This is a genomic window from Martinezella sp. CNPSo 3795, assembly GCF_057784475.1.
In genome coordinates this window covers 37,469-52,377 of the sequence record NZ_JBXSOQ010000009.1, presented here as the reverse complement: position 1 = coordinate 52,377, position 14,909 = coordinate 37,469, and the positions used below count along the sequence as shown (strand labels likewise).

The following is a 14,909-nucleotide window of genomic DNA, read 5'->3' as shown; positions in this document are numbered from 1 at the left end:
AAGTGATGAATCCTGCGTTGCGTAGCGAAGTGTACGATCTCGCTGAAGCAGCCGATCATATCCGCAGGGCGAACCGAATCCTTGTCATGGGCTGCTCCGGCGGAGGAAAGTCGACCCTCTCGCAGCAGATAGTCACTCGGTTCGGTCTTACTTATGTGTCGATCGATCGCGACGTTTTGTGGCTGCCGGGCTGGGTTCAGCGCGACAGGGACGAGCAGCGCGCCATCATCGTCACCAAGGTGCAGGGCGAGCGATGGATCATGGACGGGACCAATCCCTCGACATTCGACATACGCCTGCCGCGTACTGATTTGGTCATATGGGTGCGGATGCCTCGCTTACTATGCATCTGGGGTGCTATTTCTCGCTGGATCAAGTGGATGGGCCGCACGCGCCCGGAAATGGCACCGGGCTGCATCGAGAAAGTCGATTGGGAGTTTCTGCGCTTTATTTGGACATTTGAGGAAAAATTCACGCCTAGAGTCCTTGCCGGGCTTGCCGAGCACGGCCCCAATGTGCCGGTTTTACAGCTGAAATCCCGTGGTGAAATGCGTCAGCTTCTTGATCTTCTCTGTCGTCCTGCTTAATTGCGGCTCATGCCTCAGTTCGAAACCCATCGCCCCGTTCCGCATTCGCCCGACCAGATGTTCGACCTCGTCGCCGATGTGGAGCGTTATCCGGAATTCCTGCCGCTTTGTGACGCGCTCACGGTTCGCAGCCGCAAGGAACGGGACGGTAAGACCTTGCTCGTTGCCGATATGACGGTCGGGTATAAGGCCATCCGCGAGACGTTCACCACACAGGTGCTGCTGAACAAAGCGGATCGCGCGATCGACGTGAAATACATCGATGGACCGTTCAAGTATCTCGACAATCGCTGGCGCTTTCAGCCGGCGGAGAATGGCGGCAGCGTCATCGACTTCTTCATCGACTACGAGTTCAAGAGCCGTATTCTCGGTGCTTTGATGGGATCGATGTTCGATCGGGCCTTCCGCATGTTCACGGATGCCTTTGAGACGCGCGCGAACAAAATCTATGCTTGAAGCCGCTCCCGCTCATTGAGCGAGCGTGACAAGCATCTCCAATGCCGTCCGTAACGTGGCGAGCCGAACCTTGTCGCGGCCGATGTCGCTGTAGCGCATTTCACGATGGATGATCCTGCCGCTTCGCCCCTTGGCGGCCAGATGAACGAGCCCGACGGGCTTTTCCGCGGAGCCGCCGCCGGGACCGGCGATACCCGTGACCGCCACGGCAAAATCGGCTCGAGAGCGGAAGAGGGCGCCATGCACCATCTGCAGCGCCGTTTCCTTCGACACCGCACCGAATTGCGCCAGCGTCTGCTCCTGAACGCCGAGCATCTCCATCTTGGCGGTATTGGTGTATGTGACGAAGCCGCGATCGACCACGGCGGACGAACCTGGAATCTCGGTGAGAGCGCCAGCAATTAACCCGCCGGTGCAGGATTCTGCCGTCGCGACCATCCAGCCTTTTGCGGTGAAGTCAGCCACGATCTTTTGCGCAAGCGCGATAATCTCATCGGGAAAGTGCATTATGCCTTGCCTCCGCGATAGACGACGGTGGCTGTCGCAATGGCGGCGATGCCTTCGCGGCGGCCGACGAAGCCGATCTTCTCGTTTGTCGTTGCCTTGACCGAACACCGATCGATGCTGATGCCGAGGAATTCGGAAAGCTTGGCGCGCATGACGTCACGATGCGGCCCGAGCTTCGGCGCCTCGGCGATCAGCGAGACATCCGCATTCATGATAGTGCCGCCGCGTTCGCGCACGATCTTTGCCGCGTGCTCGATGAAGATGCGCGACGGTGCACCCTTCCATTGCGGATCGGAGGGCGGAAAATGATCGCCAATATCGCCGGCGCCGCAGGTGGCAAGAAGCGCGTCCGTCAGCGCGTGCAGGGCAACATCAGCGTCCGAATGCCCCTTCAGCTTCTGGTCATGCGGAATGAACACGCCACAGAGGGTAACGCCATCGCCAGGCCCCAGTTGATGGACATCATAGCCGTTGCCGGTGCGCACGTCCGGCAGCAGCGCGGCACTGAGCTTTTCATCGGCCATGGCAATATCCCTCTTGATTGTCAGCTTCACATTGTCGGCGCTGCCGATTACCAATGTCACCGGTAGGTTACACCATTCCGCGATTGCCGCATCGTCGGTGAAATCAATCTTGCCGTCGGCTTCGGCCTTTTCATGCGCGGCAAGAATATCGGCCAAGCGGAAGGATTGCGGCGTTTGGGCGGCATGAAGCCCGGCGCGAGGCACGGTGTCGACGACCAGTCCATCGGCATTGCCGCGCTTCAGCGTGTCGGTGACAGGCATGGCCGGCAGCACCGCTGGCGCGCCACCCGCGAGCACTACGGCCACTCGGTCGAGCAGATCATGATCGAAGAACGGGCGCACGGCATCGTGGATCATCACGTGTGTGACATCGCTATCTCTCAACGCGCGCAGCCCGGCAAGCACGGATTGCTGGCGAGTCGCCCCACCGAAGGCGATCTTGATCTCAGGCAGGCCTGAAACCTGCTTCAGCGCCGCGCCCAGCAGCCCCTCATCATCGCGGTGGATGACGACGACGATCTTTGATGCCTGCGGCCATGTCACGAATTTTTCAAGCGTATGCGCAATAACCGCTCTGCCGCCGATCGGGCGATATTGCTTGGGGCCTTCTTCCGGAGAGCCAGCCCGCTCGCCGCGCCCGGCGGCAACGATCACGATTCCCACCGACAGCGGTTGCTTTGAATGCATTTGCGTCATAAACCCCCGAAGGATGAAAGGCTCCGTCTGCGGCATGGCTTTGAAAAGCGTAGAGCTTTTGAATAAGCACATGCTAAATAGATCGCCAAAACGGGATCCTGCTCCAGCAGGGTCTATCGCCTCGACCGATTATTTTCCAGCATCTGCCCAAAAAATATCGGGATTCTTCGAAACCCCTTGGCAAACTTTCAAAGCGTGTCTAAAAATAGTGCAGATGTATGGTGTGCCCGAAAGATAATCATTTGCTTTCTTCCAAGCTTGCAGCTCCATTTTCCATCGGCTCCGTATCCATCCGGAATCGCGTGATCCTGGCGCCGATGTCGGGCGTGACCGATCTTCCTTTCCGGCAGCTGGCTTTACGCTATGGCGCCGGCCTGGTCGTCACGGAAATGGTCGCTAGTCGTGAGCTAGTTCAGGATACTGCCGAATCCTGGGCGCGTTTGAAGAGCGCCGGCTTGAAGCCGCATATGGTGCAGCTCGCGGGCCGTGAAGCGCGTTGGATGGCCGAGGCTGCAAAGATCGCCGCGGATAATGGCGCCGATATCATCGATATCAATATGGGATGTCCGGCCAAGAAGGTGATTGGCGGCTATTCCGGCTCGGCACTGATGCGTGACCCGGACCATGCGCTGACATTGATCGAAGCGACCGTAAGTGCGGTGGACATCCCCGTGACGCTGAAGATGCGGCTCGGCTGGGACGAGAATTCCATCAATGCGCCTTATATCGCGCGGCGCGCCGAAGAGGCCGGTGTTCAACTCGTCACCATTCATGGCCGCACGCGCATGCAGTTCTACGAGGGCAGGGCGGATTGGGATGCGATCCGCGCCGTGCGCGACGCGATCTCCATTCCGCTTGTCGCCAATGGCGATGTCGAAACGGTTGAGGACGCGCAGGAAATCCTACGTCGCTCCGGCGCTGACGCCGTCATGATCGGCCGTGGCTGCCAGGGCCGTCCATGGCATGCGGGTGTGCTGGCAGGGCATCGCGAGCCCAGCCGCGATGAGATCGTCGAGATCGCGCTCGAACATTATCGCATGATGCTGGAGTTCTATGGCGAGGCGGTCGGCATTCGCCATGCCCGCAAGCATCTCGCCTGGTATCTCGACCGCTATGCGCCGGCGACAATGGGCGCCGACAAGGCAAAGATCATGACGTCGAAAGAGAGCGGCGAGGTTGCTGTATCCTTCCGAGCCGCGCTGCAGGCAGGCGCTGATCTCGCTCACCGCATTCAGGAGGCTGCATGACTTCGAAATCCAGCTCCGGTGCCGGTGATAGCCCGGCCAACTCCGTGGCCATGGCCGTTCTCAATGCGATCCAGAACCCCGTCGTCATGGTCGACGAGGCCGGCCTCATTGCCTTTGCCAACTGGGAGGCGGAAGCCTTCTTCGGCGCCAGCGCATCGCATCTGTCGCGCTACAAGATCTCCAGCTTCATTCCCTTCGGCAGCCCTTTGCTGGCGCTGATCGATCAGGTGCGCGAACGCCGCGCACCAGTGAATGAATATCGCGTCGATCTGAGCTCGCCACGTCTCGGACAGGACAAGCTGGTCGATCTCTATGTTGCGCCGGTTTCCAGCGACCCCGGCTCTGTGGTGGTGGTGTTCCAGGAGCGCTCCATGGCCGACAAGATCGACCGGCAATTGACACATCGTGCCGCAGCCCGCTCGGTCACGGGCCTTGCCTCCATGCTGGCGCATGAGATCAAGAACCCGCTGTCAGGTATTCGCGGCGCCGCGCAGTTGCTCGAACAATCGGTCGAGGACGACGATCGCGCGCTAACGCGCCTCATTTGCGACGAGACGGACCGCATCGTCTCGCTGGTCGACCGTATGGAGGTTTTCTCCGATGAACGGCCCGTCGATCGCGTTCCCGTCAATATCCATTCCGTGCTCGATCATGTGAAGGCCGTCGCCAAGGCCGGCTTTGCCCGAAATATCAAGATTTCGGAGAATTACGACCCCTCTCTGCCGGCGGTTTTCGCAAACCGGGATCAGCTCGTGCAGGTCTTCCTCAATCTGGTGAAGAACGCCGCTGAAGCGGTGGGCGACCGTCAGGATGGCGAGATCATGCTGACGACGGCCTATCGCCCCGGCATTCGGCTTTCGGTTGCTGGCACGCGCGAGAAGATCTCGCTGCCGCTGGAATTCTGCGTCATCGACAATGGCCCGGGTGTACCGGCCGATCTCGTGCCGCATCTTTTCGATCCGTTCATCACCACCAAGACGAACGGAACCGGTCTCGGCCTTGCGCTGGTTGCCAAGATCATCGGCGACCACGGCGGCATCGTCGAATGCGACAGCCAGAACCATCGCACCACTTTCCGTGTTTTGATGCCTGCCTCCAAGGGCATCACCTCAGAAGATGCCCCACTTCCGAACTCTACAGGGACTACTCGATGACAGCCACGATCCTTGTCGCCGATGACGATGCGGCCATCCGCACCGTGCTCAACCAGGCTTTGAGCCGCGCGGGTTACGATGTACGCATCACATCGAACGCCGCCACGCTCTGGCGTTGGGTCTCCGCCGGCGAAGGCGACCTTGTCGTAACCGACGTCGTCATGCCCGACGAAAACGCATTCGATCTGCTGCCGCGCATCAAAAAGGCGAGGCCGGATTTGCCTGTTCTGGTCATGAGTGCGCAGAACACCTTCATGACGGCCATCAAGGCATCGGAGAAGGGCGCCTACGACTATCTTCCGAAGCCCTTCGACCTGACCGAGCTGATCGCGATCGTCGGTCGCGCGCTGTCGGAGCCGAAGCGCAAGCCGGCAAAAATCGATGACGACATGCAGGACGGTATGCCGCTCGTCGGCCGATCCGCCGCGATGCAGGAAATCTACCGCGTGCTCGCACGCCTGATGCAGACCGATTTGACGCTGATGATCACCGGCGAATCCGGTACCGGTAAGGAACTGGTAGCGCGTGCCCTGCATGATTACGGCAAGCGCCGTAACGGTCCCTTTGTGGCCATCAACATGGCGGCCATCCCGCGCGACCTGATCGAATCCGAACTGTTCGGCCACGAGAAGGGTGCCTTCACCGGCGCGCAGACCCGCTCGACGGGCCGCTTCGAGCAGGCAGAAGGCGGCACGCTGTTCCTCGACGAAATCGGCGATATGCCGATGGATGCGCAAACGCGCCTGCTGCGCGTGCTGCAGCAGGGCGAATATACCACCGTCGGCGGTCGCACCCCGATCCGCACTGACGTCCGCATCGTTGCCGCCACCAACAAGGACCTGAAGCAGGCGATCAACCAGGGCCTCTTCCGCGAGGATCTCTATTACCGCCTCAACGTCGTGCCGCTACGTCTGCCGCCGCTGCGCGATCGTGCCGAGGATATTCCCGATCTGGTGCGTCATTTCATCCAGCAGGCTGAGAAAGAGGGGCTTGGTTCCAAGCGTTTCGATCAGGAAGCGCTCGAACTCATGAAGGCCTATCCCTGGCCTGGCAACGTCCGCGAGCTGGAAAATCTTATCCGCCGGCTGATGGCGCTTTATCCGCAGGATGTCATTACCAAGGAGATCATCGAAGCGGAGCTGCGTGCCGACGTGCCCGACAGCCCGATCGAGAAAGGCCCGGTCCGCACCGGCTCCATGACCATTGCGCAGGCGGTGGAGGAGAACATGCGGACCTATTTCGCCAGTTTCGGTGAGAACCTGCCGCCGCCGGGCCTCTACGACCGCGTATTGACCGAAATGGAATACCCGTTGATTCTCGCCGCCTTGACCGCCACACGCGGCAATCAGATCAAGGCGGCCGATCTTTTGGGCCTCAACCGCAATACGCTGCGCAAAAAGATCAGAGAACTGGGTGTTTCGGTTTACAGAAGCTCCCGCACGGCTTGACAATGCAATCCCATGCGTTGCATTTTCGCCACAATGCGTTGCTTAAAGGTCACGCAGCAGATTCGTCGTTTTTGCGGTGGCGATTCATCTGGCCGCTCTTGTAGGAACAGGAGTTCGTCTGGTTTTTCAACATGTTGCAGAAGTGACGTGAAATAAAGGTTTCGCTTCAGCGCGAAACCGAACGACAGTTTCCGCCTCTGCCTGTCTCTCGCACCCGTGCCATAGCGCTGTGCGATTCGACCAGGGCGCCGACCGTCGCTCGGGCGTGGAGATTGATGGGAATGATGCAGGACGCGGTGTCGCCGGCGGCGAGCGACGAGACGGTTGTTAAGGTGACGGACCGTCGTGCTTCCTTTGCCCTACCTGGTCTGATCTTGGCCGGCGGTGCGCTTTTGTGCGCTATCGCGACCTTGTTGATGCTTCTCGGGTTGACCCCGATTGCCCCGACCTCCTCGGTCGTCTTCACCTCTGTCGTCATTAACGGCCTGTTCGTGCTGGGGCTGATTGCTCTGATCGCTCGTGAAGTGGCGCGGCTGATGAAGGCGCGCAGCCGTGGCCGTGCGGCAGCCCGCCTGCATATACGCATCGTCGTTCTTTTCTCGATCGTCGCGATCACGCCGGCGATCCTCGTCGCCATCGTTGCCAGCCTGACGCTCAATGTCGGTCTGGATCGCTGGTTCGGCGTGCGCACGCAGCAGATCATCAGCTCCTCGCAGAACGTCGCGCAGGCCTATTTGATGGAGAATGCGAGCTATCTTCAGGGCCAGACCGTCTCGATGGCGAACGATCTGGAACGGAATCGCTCGCTCTTCAACCTCGATCGCACCGGTTTTGCCGATCTGATGACCCGGCAGGCGCGGGGACGCGGCTTGCTGGGCGCCTTTCTGGTGCGGCGCGATGGCACCGCTATCGTCCAGGCCGATATCAAGACCGAACGCCCACTGCCGGCCATCCCGAAGGATGCGTTGGACTCTTCAGCCAATGGCCAGCCGACGCTCATCCCGCCCGGTGTGACCAACCTCGTCGGCGCGGTCATCAAGCTGGACGAGCTTCCGGGTTCGTTCCTCTACACCGTGCGCGCTGTCGACCCACGCGTCATGAATGCCATGCGTATGGTTGAAGACAACACCGTCGAATACAAGGCGATGGAAGCCGGCCGCATGTCGCTTCAGATTGCCTTCGCCGTCCTCTATATCGGCTTTGCTCTGATCGTGCTTTTGGCGGCAATCTGGACCGCGATTGCGATCGCTGACCGCATTGTGCGGCCGATCCGCCTTCTCATCAGCGCCGCAGACAATGTTGCCTCGGGCAACATGAACGTGCTGGTGCCGGTACGCTCGGCCGATGGCGATGTCGGCAGTCTCTCGCGCACCTTCAACAAGATGATTTCCGAAATTCGTACCCAGCGCGATGAGATTCTGGAAGCGAAGGATGAAGTCGACGATCGCCGCCGCTTCATTGAAGCCGTGCTTTCGGGTGTGACGGCAGCGGTGATCGGCGTCGAGCATGATCGGCGTATCACCATCGTCAACACCTCCGCCGAAGATCTGCTGACGCTCAAAAGCGACGAACTAATCGGCAAGAACTTGTCGGAGATCGCCCCCGAGGTCGAGCAGGTCGTTACCGAGGCGACAACGCGCCATCGCAGCGATTTCCGCAAGCAGATCAGTCTTGTTCGCGGCGGAACGGTACGCACGCTTAGTGTTCAGGTGACGCGCGAGGAATCGCGTGACGCCAATGAATCCTATGTCATCACACTCGATGACATTACCGATCTTGTCATAGCGCAGCGTTCGACCGCCTGGGCTGATGTAGCGCGTCGCATTGCCCATGAGATCAAAAACCCGCTGACGCCCATTCAGCTGTCGGCCGAGCGCATCCGCCGCCGTTTCGGCAAGAATATCGCCGACGCCGACCGTCCCGTTTTCGACCAATGCACGGATACGATTATCCGGCAGGTGGGCGATATCGGCCGCATGGTCGACGAGTTCTCCTCCTTCGCCCGCATGCCGAAGCCGACAATGGAGCCGACCGATCTGCGCGATATTCTGCGCGACGCCGTGTTCCTGCGCGAAATGGGTAATACTCACGTCAAATTCGAGCGCGAGCTGGGCGACGAACGGCTCGAGGGCATGTTCGATGCGCGTATGCTCGGCCAGGCCTTCGGCAATCTCATCAAGAATGCCGTCGAGGCAATCGAAGGCGTGCCGAGCGACCAAGCGCGCGAACAGCCGAAAATCCTGGTGCGTTCGTCTCTGGACCCGGATCGCGACCGCTTCACGGTCGATGTCATCGACAATGGCCGCGGTCTGCCGGTCGAGAACCGGCACAGCATTCTCGAACCCTACATGACGATGCGCGAGAAGGGCACCGGCCTCGGCCTCGCCATCGTCAAGAAGATCATTGAAGACCATGGCGGGCAGATCGAACTCCACGACGCGCCGGCCGATTTCGACCAGGGCAGGGGGGCCATGATCCGCGTGCATCTGCCGCGCCGTGAGCAAGCCGCCGTCGCCCCGACAGCAAGTGACAAGGAAAGCGTCTATGGCATCTGACATTCTCGTAGTGGATGACGAGGAAGACATTCGCGAAATCGTTTCGGGAATTCTTTCGGATGAGGGTCACGAAACCCGCACTGCGCATGACAGCGACAGCGCGCTCGCCGCGATTTCCGATCGTGCGCCGCGGCTCATCTTCCTCGATATATGGATGCAGGGCAGCAAGCTCGATGGTCTGGCACTATTGGACGAGATCAAGGCGCGCCATCCCGAGCTGCCAGTCGTCATGATCTCCGGTCACGGCAATATCGAGACGGCCGTCTCCGCCATCAAGCGCGGCGCTTTCGATTTCATCGAAAAGCCGTTCAAGGCCGATCGCCTGATCCTGATCGCCGAGCGCGCGCTCGAAAATTCCAAGCTGAAGCGTGAGGTTTCCGAGTTGAAGCGCCGCACCGGCGACGCTGTGGAACTGATCGGCACCTCGGTCGCCGTTTCGCAGCTGCGCCAGACGATCGACAAGGTATCGCCGACCAACAGCCGCATCATGATCTTCGGCCCGTCAGGCTCCGGCAAGGAGCTCGTGGCCCGCATGATCCACAAGAAGTCGGCGCGTGCCAATGGTCCGTTCGTGGCGCTGAATGCCGCCACCATTACGCCGGAGCGCATGGAAATCGCCCTGTTCGGCACCGAAGGCTCGCCGGGCCAGGCGCGCAAGATCGGTGCCTTGGAGGAGGCTCATCGCGGCATTCTTTATCTCGACGAAGTGGGTGAAATGCCGCGCGAGACGCAGAATAAGATCCTGCGCGTCCTCGTCGACCAGCAGTTCGAGCGCGTCGGCGGTTCCAAGCGCGTCAAGGTGGATGTGCGCATCATCTCGTCTACCGCCTATAACCTCGAGAGCCGCATTGCCGAGGGGCTGTTCCGCGAAGATCTCTATCATCGCCTCGCCGTCGTGCCTGTGCGCGTGCCGGCTCTTGCCGAGCGCCGCGAAGATATCCCCTTCCTCGTCGATCAGCTGATGCGTCAGATTTCGGAACAGGCGGGCATCCGTCCGCGCCGCATCGGTGATGATGCCATGGCCGTGCTGCAGGCGCACGACTGGCCAGGCAATATCCGCCAGCTTCGCAACAATATCGAGCGGCTGATGATCCTGGCCCGCTCCGATGGGGCGGAAACGCCGATCACGGCGGAAATGCTGCCGACCGACCTTGGCGATATGCTGCCGAAGGTCTCCGCCAAGAACGATTATCACATCATGACATTACCGCTGCGCGAAGCCCGCGAAATGTTCGAGCGCGATTATCTCATCGCTCAGATCAACCGCTTCGGGGGCAATATCTCGCGCACGGCAGAATTTGTCGGCATGGAGCGCTCGGCGCTGCATCGCAAGCTGAAGTCGTTGGGCGTCTGATCAGCCGCCCGACATTTCAAACATCACAGAATTCGGATCAGGGGCTTCCATGCCGAGAATAGCTTATGTCAACGGTCGCTACGTCAAGCACAGCGATGCCATGGTGCATATTGAGGACCGCGGCTATCAGTTCGCCGATGGGGTCTACGAGGTTTGCGAGGTCCGCCATGGCGTGATTGTCGACCTGACGCGCCATCTCGATCGCCTAAACCGTTCGCTGAGCGAGCTACGAATCGCCTGGCCGATGACGCGTCAGGCATTGGTGCTGGTGATTCGCGAGACGCTGCGCCGCAACCATGTCCGCAATGGCCTGTTCTACCTGCAGGTCACGCGTGGCGTCGCCCGCCGCGATCACGTCTTTCCGCCGGCCGGCACGCCGTCCTCGATCGTCGTCACTGCCAAGAGCACCGATCAGTCCGTCATCGCCATGAAGAACGCCAACGGCATCAAGGCGATCACCGTTCGCGACAATCGCTGGGATCGGGTGGATATCAAGTCGGTCGGCCTACTCCCGAACGCCATGGCCCGCCAGCAGGCCAAGGAGGCCGGCGCCCAGGAGGCGATTTATATCGACCACAATGGCATGGTGAAGGAAGGTGCGGCCACCAACGTCTGGATCGTCGATCATGACGGAAATCTCGTTACTCGCCCCGCCGAGCACGGCATCCTGCGCGGCATCACCCGGACGACGCTAATGGACGTCGCAGCCAAGCTCGATGTGACGATCGTCGAGCGATTCTTCTCGGTCGAGGAGATGATGAAGGCCCGCGAAGTCTTCATCACCGCGGCGACAAGTATCTGTTTTCCGGTCGTTTCTATCGATGGAGAGACGATAGCGAACGGTCATCCGGGCAGCATGTCACAGAAAATTCGTGAAGCCTTTTTCGACGTTGCGGAAAAGACTGCGATTTGATACCAACATTCGCTGGGGGGAGAGAATGAGGGTATCTCCCGTCCGGGACCTCTGTATACCATGACATTCAACCGGCTCAGGTCGGCAAAAAAGAAAGAAGCGGCGCGATGGCGGAACGTTCTCAGAACTTGCAGGACTTGTTTCTCAATACTGTTCGCAAGCAAAAGATTTCACTCACGATTTTCTTGATTAACGGCGTGAAGCTCACAGGTGTCGTAACCTCATTCGACAATTTCTGCGTCCTGCTCCGCCGTGATGGCCATTCGCAGCTCGTGTACAAGCATGCGATCTCGACGATCATGCCGGGTCAGCCGATGCAGATGTTCGAGAGCGAAGAAGCCGCATCCTAACTGGGACTTGCCGTTATCACGACACGCGATACCAAAAATGATTCCCTCATTCCGGAGACCGTAAAACACCGGGATGATATGCGCGCTGTTGTCGTCGTGCCTGTATTGAAGCAGGCGCGTGCTGCACGGACAGCTCAAGCCGACAATGCCATCTCTGTCACTCGACCGCCCGAAAGCCGGCTGGAAGAGGCCAAAGGCCTTGCGCTCGCCATCGACCTCGATGTCGTCAACGGCTCTATCGTTCCGATCAACGATCCGCGACCGGCAACCCTGCTGGGGACCGGCAAGATCGAAGAAATCCTCGCGCTGCTCGATGAGTTCAACGCCGGCCTCGTCATCGTCGATCATCCTCTGACGCCGGTGCAGCAGCGCAATCTTGAAAAGGCATGGAACGCCAAGGTCATCGACCGCACCGGCCTTATCCTCGAAATCTTCGGCCGCCGCGCCTCCACCAAGGAAGGTACGCTGCAGGTCGAGCTGGCGCATCTGAACTATCAGAAGGGCCGGCTGGTTCGAAGCTGGACCCACCTTGAACGCCAGCGCGGCGGTGCGGGCTTCATGGGCGGCCCGGGTGAAACCCAGATCGAAGCCGACCGGCGCATGCTGCAGGAGCGGATCATCCGGCTGGAGCGGGAACTGGAGCAGGTGGTTCGTACCCGCCAGCTTCATCGCGCCAAGCGCAAAAAGGTGCCACATCCGATCGTGGCTCTCGTCGGCTATACCAATGCCGGCAAATCGACGCTGTTCAACCGCATCACCGGCGCCGGCGTACTGGCGGAAGACATGCTGTTTGCGACGCTCGATCCAACGCTGCGCCGCATGAAGCTGCCGCATGGCCGTACCGTCATTCTCTCAGACACCGTCGGCTTCATTTCCGACCTTCCGACTCACCTGGTGGCCGCCTTCCGCGCGACGCTGGAAGAGGTGCTGGAAGCTGACCTGATCTTGCATGTGCGGGACCTCTCCGATGATGACAATCAGGCCCAGAGTGCAGATGTCATGCGTATTCTCGGCGATCTCGGCATTGGCGAGGCCGAAGGCGCCGAGCGCATCCTCGAGGTCTGGAACAAGATCGACCGCCTTGAGCCGGAAGCGCATGACGCCATCGTCCAGAAGGCGTCGACCGCGGAAAACGTCATTGCCGTCTCAGCGATAACAGGCGAGGGCGTCGATCGTCTGATGGACGAAATCAGCCGGCGCCTCTCCGGCGTGCTGACGGAAACGACGATCACCTTGCCCGTCGAAAAGCTGGCGCTGCTGCCCTGGCTTTACAATCATGCCGTCGTCGACAACCGCGAAGACAACGAGGACGGCACGGTCACGCTCGACGTTCGCCTGACAGAAACCGAAGCGGCTGAATTGGAACGGCGCATGGGCAACGGTCCGAAGCCGCAGCGCGAAGACTGGGAATAGGTGTTTTAGGCCGTTTTGACTCCGGCAAGCTGCCGCTCGATGGCTTTCGCCGACTGCCAGATCTCTTCCATCCGCTCCAGCGAGGCGCCCTCCAGCGTCTCGCCTTCGGCCTCCAGCGTCGTTTCGATATGATGGAAGCGGCGGCGGAACTTGGTGTTGGTGCCGCGTAGCGCCTGTTCTGGATCGGCGTTCACATGCCGGCCGATATTGACGACGGCGAAGATGAGATCGCCGAGTTCATCACTGACTTTGGCCCTGTCGCCGCTTGCAAGTGCCGCCCGCAATTCGCCGATCTCCTCTTCGATCTTGTCGAGGATCGGCTCCGGCGCAGACCAGTCGAAACCGACCTTGGCGGCCCGTTCCTGCAGTTTCAAGGCTTCGGTCAGGGCAGGGAATGTCCGCTGCACCGAGCCCAGGAAGCCGGCCTTGAAGTCCTCGGGGATGCCGCTCGTCGCCCGCCGTTCGGCCCGTTCGCGCTTCTCCTCGGCCTTGATCCGATCCCATTGCAGCGTCACCGCATCCTCGGTCTTGGCGTCCGAGACGGCGAAGACATGCGGATGGCGGCGGATCATCTTGCGAGTGATGGCATGCACGACATCGCCGAAGGAAAATGCGCCGGCCTCCTCGGCGATGCGGGCATGGAAAACGACCTGCAGCAGGAGATCGCCGAGCTCGTCGCAAAGATCGTCGTTATCCTTGCGCTCGATCGCATCCGCGACCTCGTAGGCCTCCTCGATCGTATAGGGCTTGATGGTCTCGAAGGTCTGGACGATATCCCAGGGGCAACCACTCTCCGGGTTTCGCAGCGCCGCCATGATCTCGATCAGACGGGAAATGTCTCGCGATGCTTCCATCGTTGCCTCAAGTTTTGCTCTGTCACTTCAAGGGGATATCGTTGCCGCTCTTCGATGCCTGGTAGTTCTCGGAAAGATCGGCATAGGCTTGCTTGATGCGCGCCGTCTGGTCCTTCAGCTCGCCCTTACGCGGATCGTCTTCCGTCTCCACGAGGTCGGAAATGGCAAAGCTGTTCCAGAATACATTTTGGCGGCGATAGCCACCCGGCTCCAGACCGAAGACTTCCTTCAGGATCTTGAGATCGTGCGGGATTGCGAAAGCATCCCGGGAGTCCTCGTGGCTGAAGAAATAGTAGAAATTGTCGAAGCCCGCCCAGGTGATCGCCGACATGCACATGGTGCAGGGCTCATGCGTCGACAGGAAGATCAGATCCCTGGTCGCGGGCTTTTCGCCGAGTTCGTAGAAGCGCTTGAGGGTGTGAACCTCGCCATGCCAGAGCGGGTTTTCCAGTTCATTGTTGGTTTCCGCGATGACGAGCGAGAGATCGGACTTGCGCAGGATAGCTGCGCCGAAAATCTTGTTGCCGGCCGCGACGCCTTTGCGGGTCAGGGGCAGGATGTCATGCTCGACGACGTTGAGGAGGCGTGCAGCGATGCTATTGTCAGACAAGGGTTTTCTCCAACGATTTTCGCTGCAGTCTATCGGGATTGCAAATGCTGCGGTATGCGTAAATAACTTAAAGACTATGTTTGCCACAAGCAATAAAGCAGCTCGGCAACGGGGCCGAGTCATAAAAATCTATAGATTTTATAGGCTTATTGCAATCTGCTCGCCTGGTGAGTTTTGCTCAAATCCTTGTCATGTCGAGCAAAAGAATACGCGCATGCATGGGCATTAGAATTTCTGTTTC

14 protein-coding genes are annotated in these 14,909 nt (G+C 59.7%); 10 read left to right on the top strand and 4 right to left on the bottom strand.

All coding sequences use genetic code 11. From position 1 onward, the window contains the following. Positions 1–5 precede the first annotated feature (5 nt). Both AC13QY_RS22770 and AC13QY_RS22765 read left to right on the top strand, forming a co-directional pair. A complete protein-coding gene (locus tag AC13QY_RS22770; protein WP_442967344.1) occupies positions 6–587 on the top strand; it encodes a P-loop NTPase family protein in 582 nt (193 codons plus the stop codon). 9 nt (positions 588–596) lie between these two features. Then, positions 597–1,043: a type II toxin-antitoxin system RatA family toxin gene (locus tag AC13QY_RS22765; RefSeq protein ID WP_113333733.1), complete on the top strand. Its 447-nt coding sequence runs from the start codon at positions 597–599 to the stop codon at positions 1,041–1,043. A gap of 12 nt (positions 1,044–1,055) precedes the next feature. Here AC13QY_RS22765 and AC13QY_RS22760 read toward each other — a convergent pair whose 3' ends face one another. Further along, positions 1,056–1,550: a CinA family protein gene (locus tag AC13QY_RS22760; protein ID WP_371864919.1), complete on the bottom strand. Its 495-nt coding sequence runs from the start codon at positions 1,548–1,550 to the stop codon at positions 1,056–1,058. Next, positions 1,550–2,770 carry a bifunctional 2-C-methyl-D-erythritol 4-phosphate cytidylyltransferase/2-C-methyl-D-erythritol 2,4-cyclodiphosphate synthase gene (locus AC13QY_RS22755; RefSeq protein WP_113352682.1) on the bottom strand — a complete coding sequence of 407 codons (1,221 nt, stop codon included), beginning with the start codon at positions 2,768–2,770 and terminating at the stop codon, positions 1,550–1,552. Before AC13QY_RS22755 ends, AC13QY_RS22760 begins: the two co-directional genes overlap by 1 nt. A gap of 218 nt (positions 2,771–2,988) precedes the next feature. Between AC13QY_RS22755 and dusB the strand changes: the two genes are divergently transcribed. From dusB to hflX, 8 genes are all read left to right on the top strand, one after another. Continuing rightward, positions 2,989–4,017 (top strand): tRNA dihydrouridine synthase DusB, encoded by a 1,029-nt coding sequence (gene dusB, locus AC13QY_RS22750; protein ID WP_113352577.1) that lies wholly within the window; start codon positions 2,989–2,991, stop codon positions 4,015–4,017. Then, the gene (locus AC13QY_RS22745) at positions 4,014–5,171 is read left to right on the top strand and encodes a two-component system sensor histidine kinase NtrB (protein WP_113352576.1); all 1,158 of its coding nucleotides are present in this window, start codon (positions 4,014–4,016) and stop codon (positions 5,169–5,171) included. The genes dusB and AC13QY_RS22745 overlap by 4 nt, the downstream gene beginning before the upstream one ends. Further along, on the top strand, positions 5,168–6,619 hold the full coding sequence (ntrC, locus tag AC13QY_RS22740; RefSeq protein WP_113352575.1) for a nitrogen regulation protein NR(I): 1,452 nt from the start codon (positions 5,168–5,170) through the stop codon (positions 6,617–6,619). Before AC13QY_RS22745 ends, ntrC begins: the two co-directional genes overlap by 4 nt. A 281-nt stretch (positions 6,620–6,900) precedes the next feature. After that, the gene (locus AC13QY_RS22735; RefSeq protein ID WP_113352574.1) at positions 6,901–9,174 is read left to right on the top strand and encodes a sensor histidine kinase NtrY-like; all 2,274 of its coding nucleotides are present in this window, start codon (positions 6,901–6,903) and stop codon (positions 9,172–9,174) included. Then, a complete protein-coding gene (gene ntrX / locus AC13QY_RS22730) occupies positions 9,164–10,528 on the top strand; it encodes a nitrogen assimilation response regulator NtrX (protein ID WP_113352573.1) in 1,365 nt (454 codons plus the stop codon). The genes AC13QY_RS22735 and ntrX overlap by 11 nt, the downstream gene beginning before the upstream one ends. A gap of 49 nt (positions 10,529–10,577) precedes the next feature. Then, entirely contained in the window at positions 10,578–11,441 is an 864-nt protein-coding gene (locus AC13QY_RS22725) for a D-amino-acid transaminase (RefSeq protein WP_113352572.1), read from the top strand. A 107-nt stretch (positions 11,442–11,548) separates the two neighbouring features. Further along, the gene (hfq, locus tag AC13QY_RS22720) at positions 11,549–11,791 is read left to right on the top strand and encodes an RNA chaperone Hfq (protein WP_003539403.1); all 243 of its coding nucleotides are present in this window, start codon (positions 11,549–11,551) and stop codon (positions 11,789–11,791) included. 78 nt (positions 11,792–11,869) lie between these two features. After that, complete coding sequence (gene hflX, locus AC13QY_RS22715) at positions 11,870–13,204, top strand: GTPase HflX (RefSeq protein ID WP_113352571.1); 1,335 nt, start codon at positions 11,870–11,872, stop codon at positions 13,202–13,204. Positions 13,205–13,209: 5 nt separating this feature from the next. Here the strand turns inward: hflX and mazG are convergent, their stop codons facing one another. Both mazG and AC13QY_RS22705 read right to left on the bottom strand, forming a co-directional pair. Beyond that, complete coding sequence (mazG, locus tag AC13QY_RS22710; RefSeq protein ID WP_113352570.1) at positions 13,210–14,058, bottom strand: nucleoside triphosphate pyrophosphohydrolase; 849 nt, start codon at positions 14,056–14,058, stop codon at positions 13,210–13,212. Between the two features lie 22 nt (positions 14,059–14,080). Further along, the gene (locus AC13QY_RS22705) at positions 14,081–14,668 is read right to left on the bottom strand and encodes a nucleoside deaminase (RefSeq protein ID WP_113352569.1); all 588 of its coding nucleotides are present in this window, start codon (positions 14,666–14,668) and stop codon (positions 14,081–14,083) included. Positions 14,669–14,909 lie beyond the last annotated feature (241 nt).

Coding starts and splice junctions, on each gene's coding strand:
- AC13QY_RS22765 (WP_113333733.1), top strand. CDS start 597: ATGCCTCAGTTCGAAACCCATCGCCCCGTTCCGCATTCGCCCGACCAG.
- AC13QY_RS22725 (WP_113352572.1), top strand. CDS start 10,578: ATGCCGAGAATAGCTTATGTCAACGGTCGCTACGTCAAGCACAGCGAT.
- AC13QY_RS22770 (WP_442967344.1), top strand. CDS start 6: ATGAATCCTGCGTTGCGTAGCGAAGTGTACGATCTCGCTGAAGCAGCC.
- hflX (WP_113352571.1), top strand. CDS start 11,870: ATGCGCGCTGTTGTCGTCGTGCCTGTATTGAAGCAGGCGCGTGCTGCA.
- hfq (WP_003539403.1), top strand. CDS start 11,549: ATGGCGGAACGTTCTCAGAACTTGCAGGACTTGTTTCTCAATACTGTT.
- AC13QY_RS22755 (WP_113352682.1), bottom strand. CDS start 2,770: ATGACGCAAATGCATTCAAAGCAACCGCTGTCGGTGGGAATCGTGATC.
- mazG (WP_113352570.1), bottom strand. CDS start 14,058: ATGGAAGCATCGCGAGACATTTCCCGTCTGATCGAGATCATGGCGGCG.
- ntrC (WP_113352575.1), top strand. CDS start 5,168: ATGACAGCCACGATCCTTGTCGCCGATGACGATGCGGCCATCCGCACC.
- AC13QY_RS22745 (WP_113352576.1), top strand. CDS start 4,014: ATGACTTCGAAATCCAGCTCCGGTGCCGGTGATAGCCCGGCCAACTCC.
- dusB (WP_113352577.1), top strand. CDS start 2,989: ATGGTGTGCCCGAAAGATAATCATTTGCTTTCTTCCAAGCTTGCAGCT.
- AC13QY_RS22735 (WP_113352574.1), top strand. CDS start 6,901: ATGATGCAGGACGCGGTGTCGCCGGCGGCGAGCGACGAGACGGTTGTT.
- ntrX (WP_113352573.1), top strand. CDS start 9,164: ATGGCATCTGACATTCTCGTAGTGGATGACGAGGAAGACATTCGCGAA.
- AC13QY_RS22760 (WP_371864919.1), bottom strand. CDS start 1,550: ATGCACTTTCCCGATGAGATTATCGCGCTTGCGCAAAAGATCGTGGCT.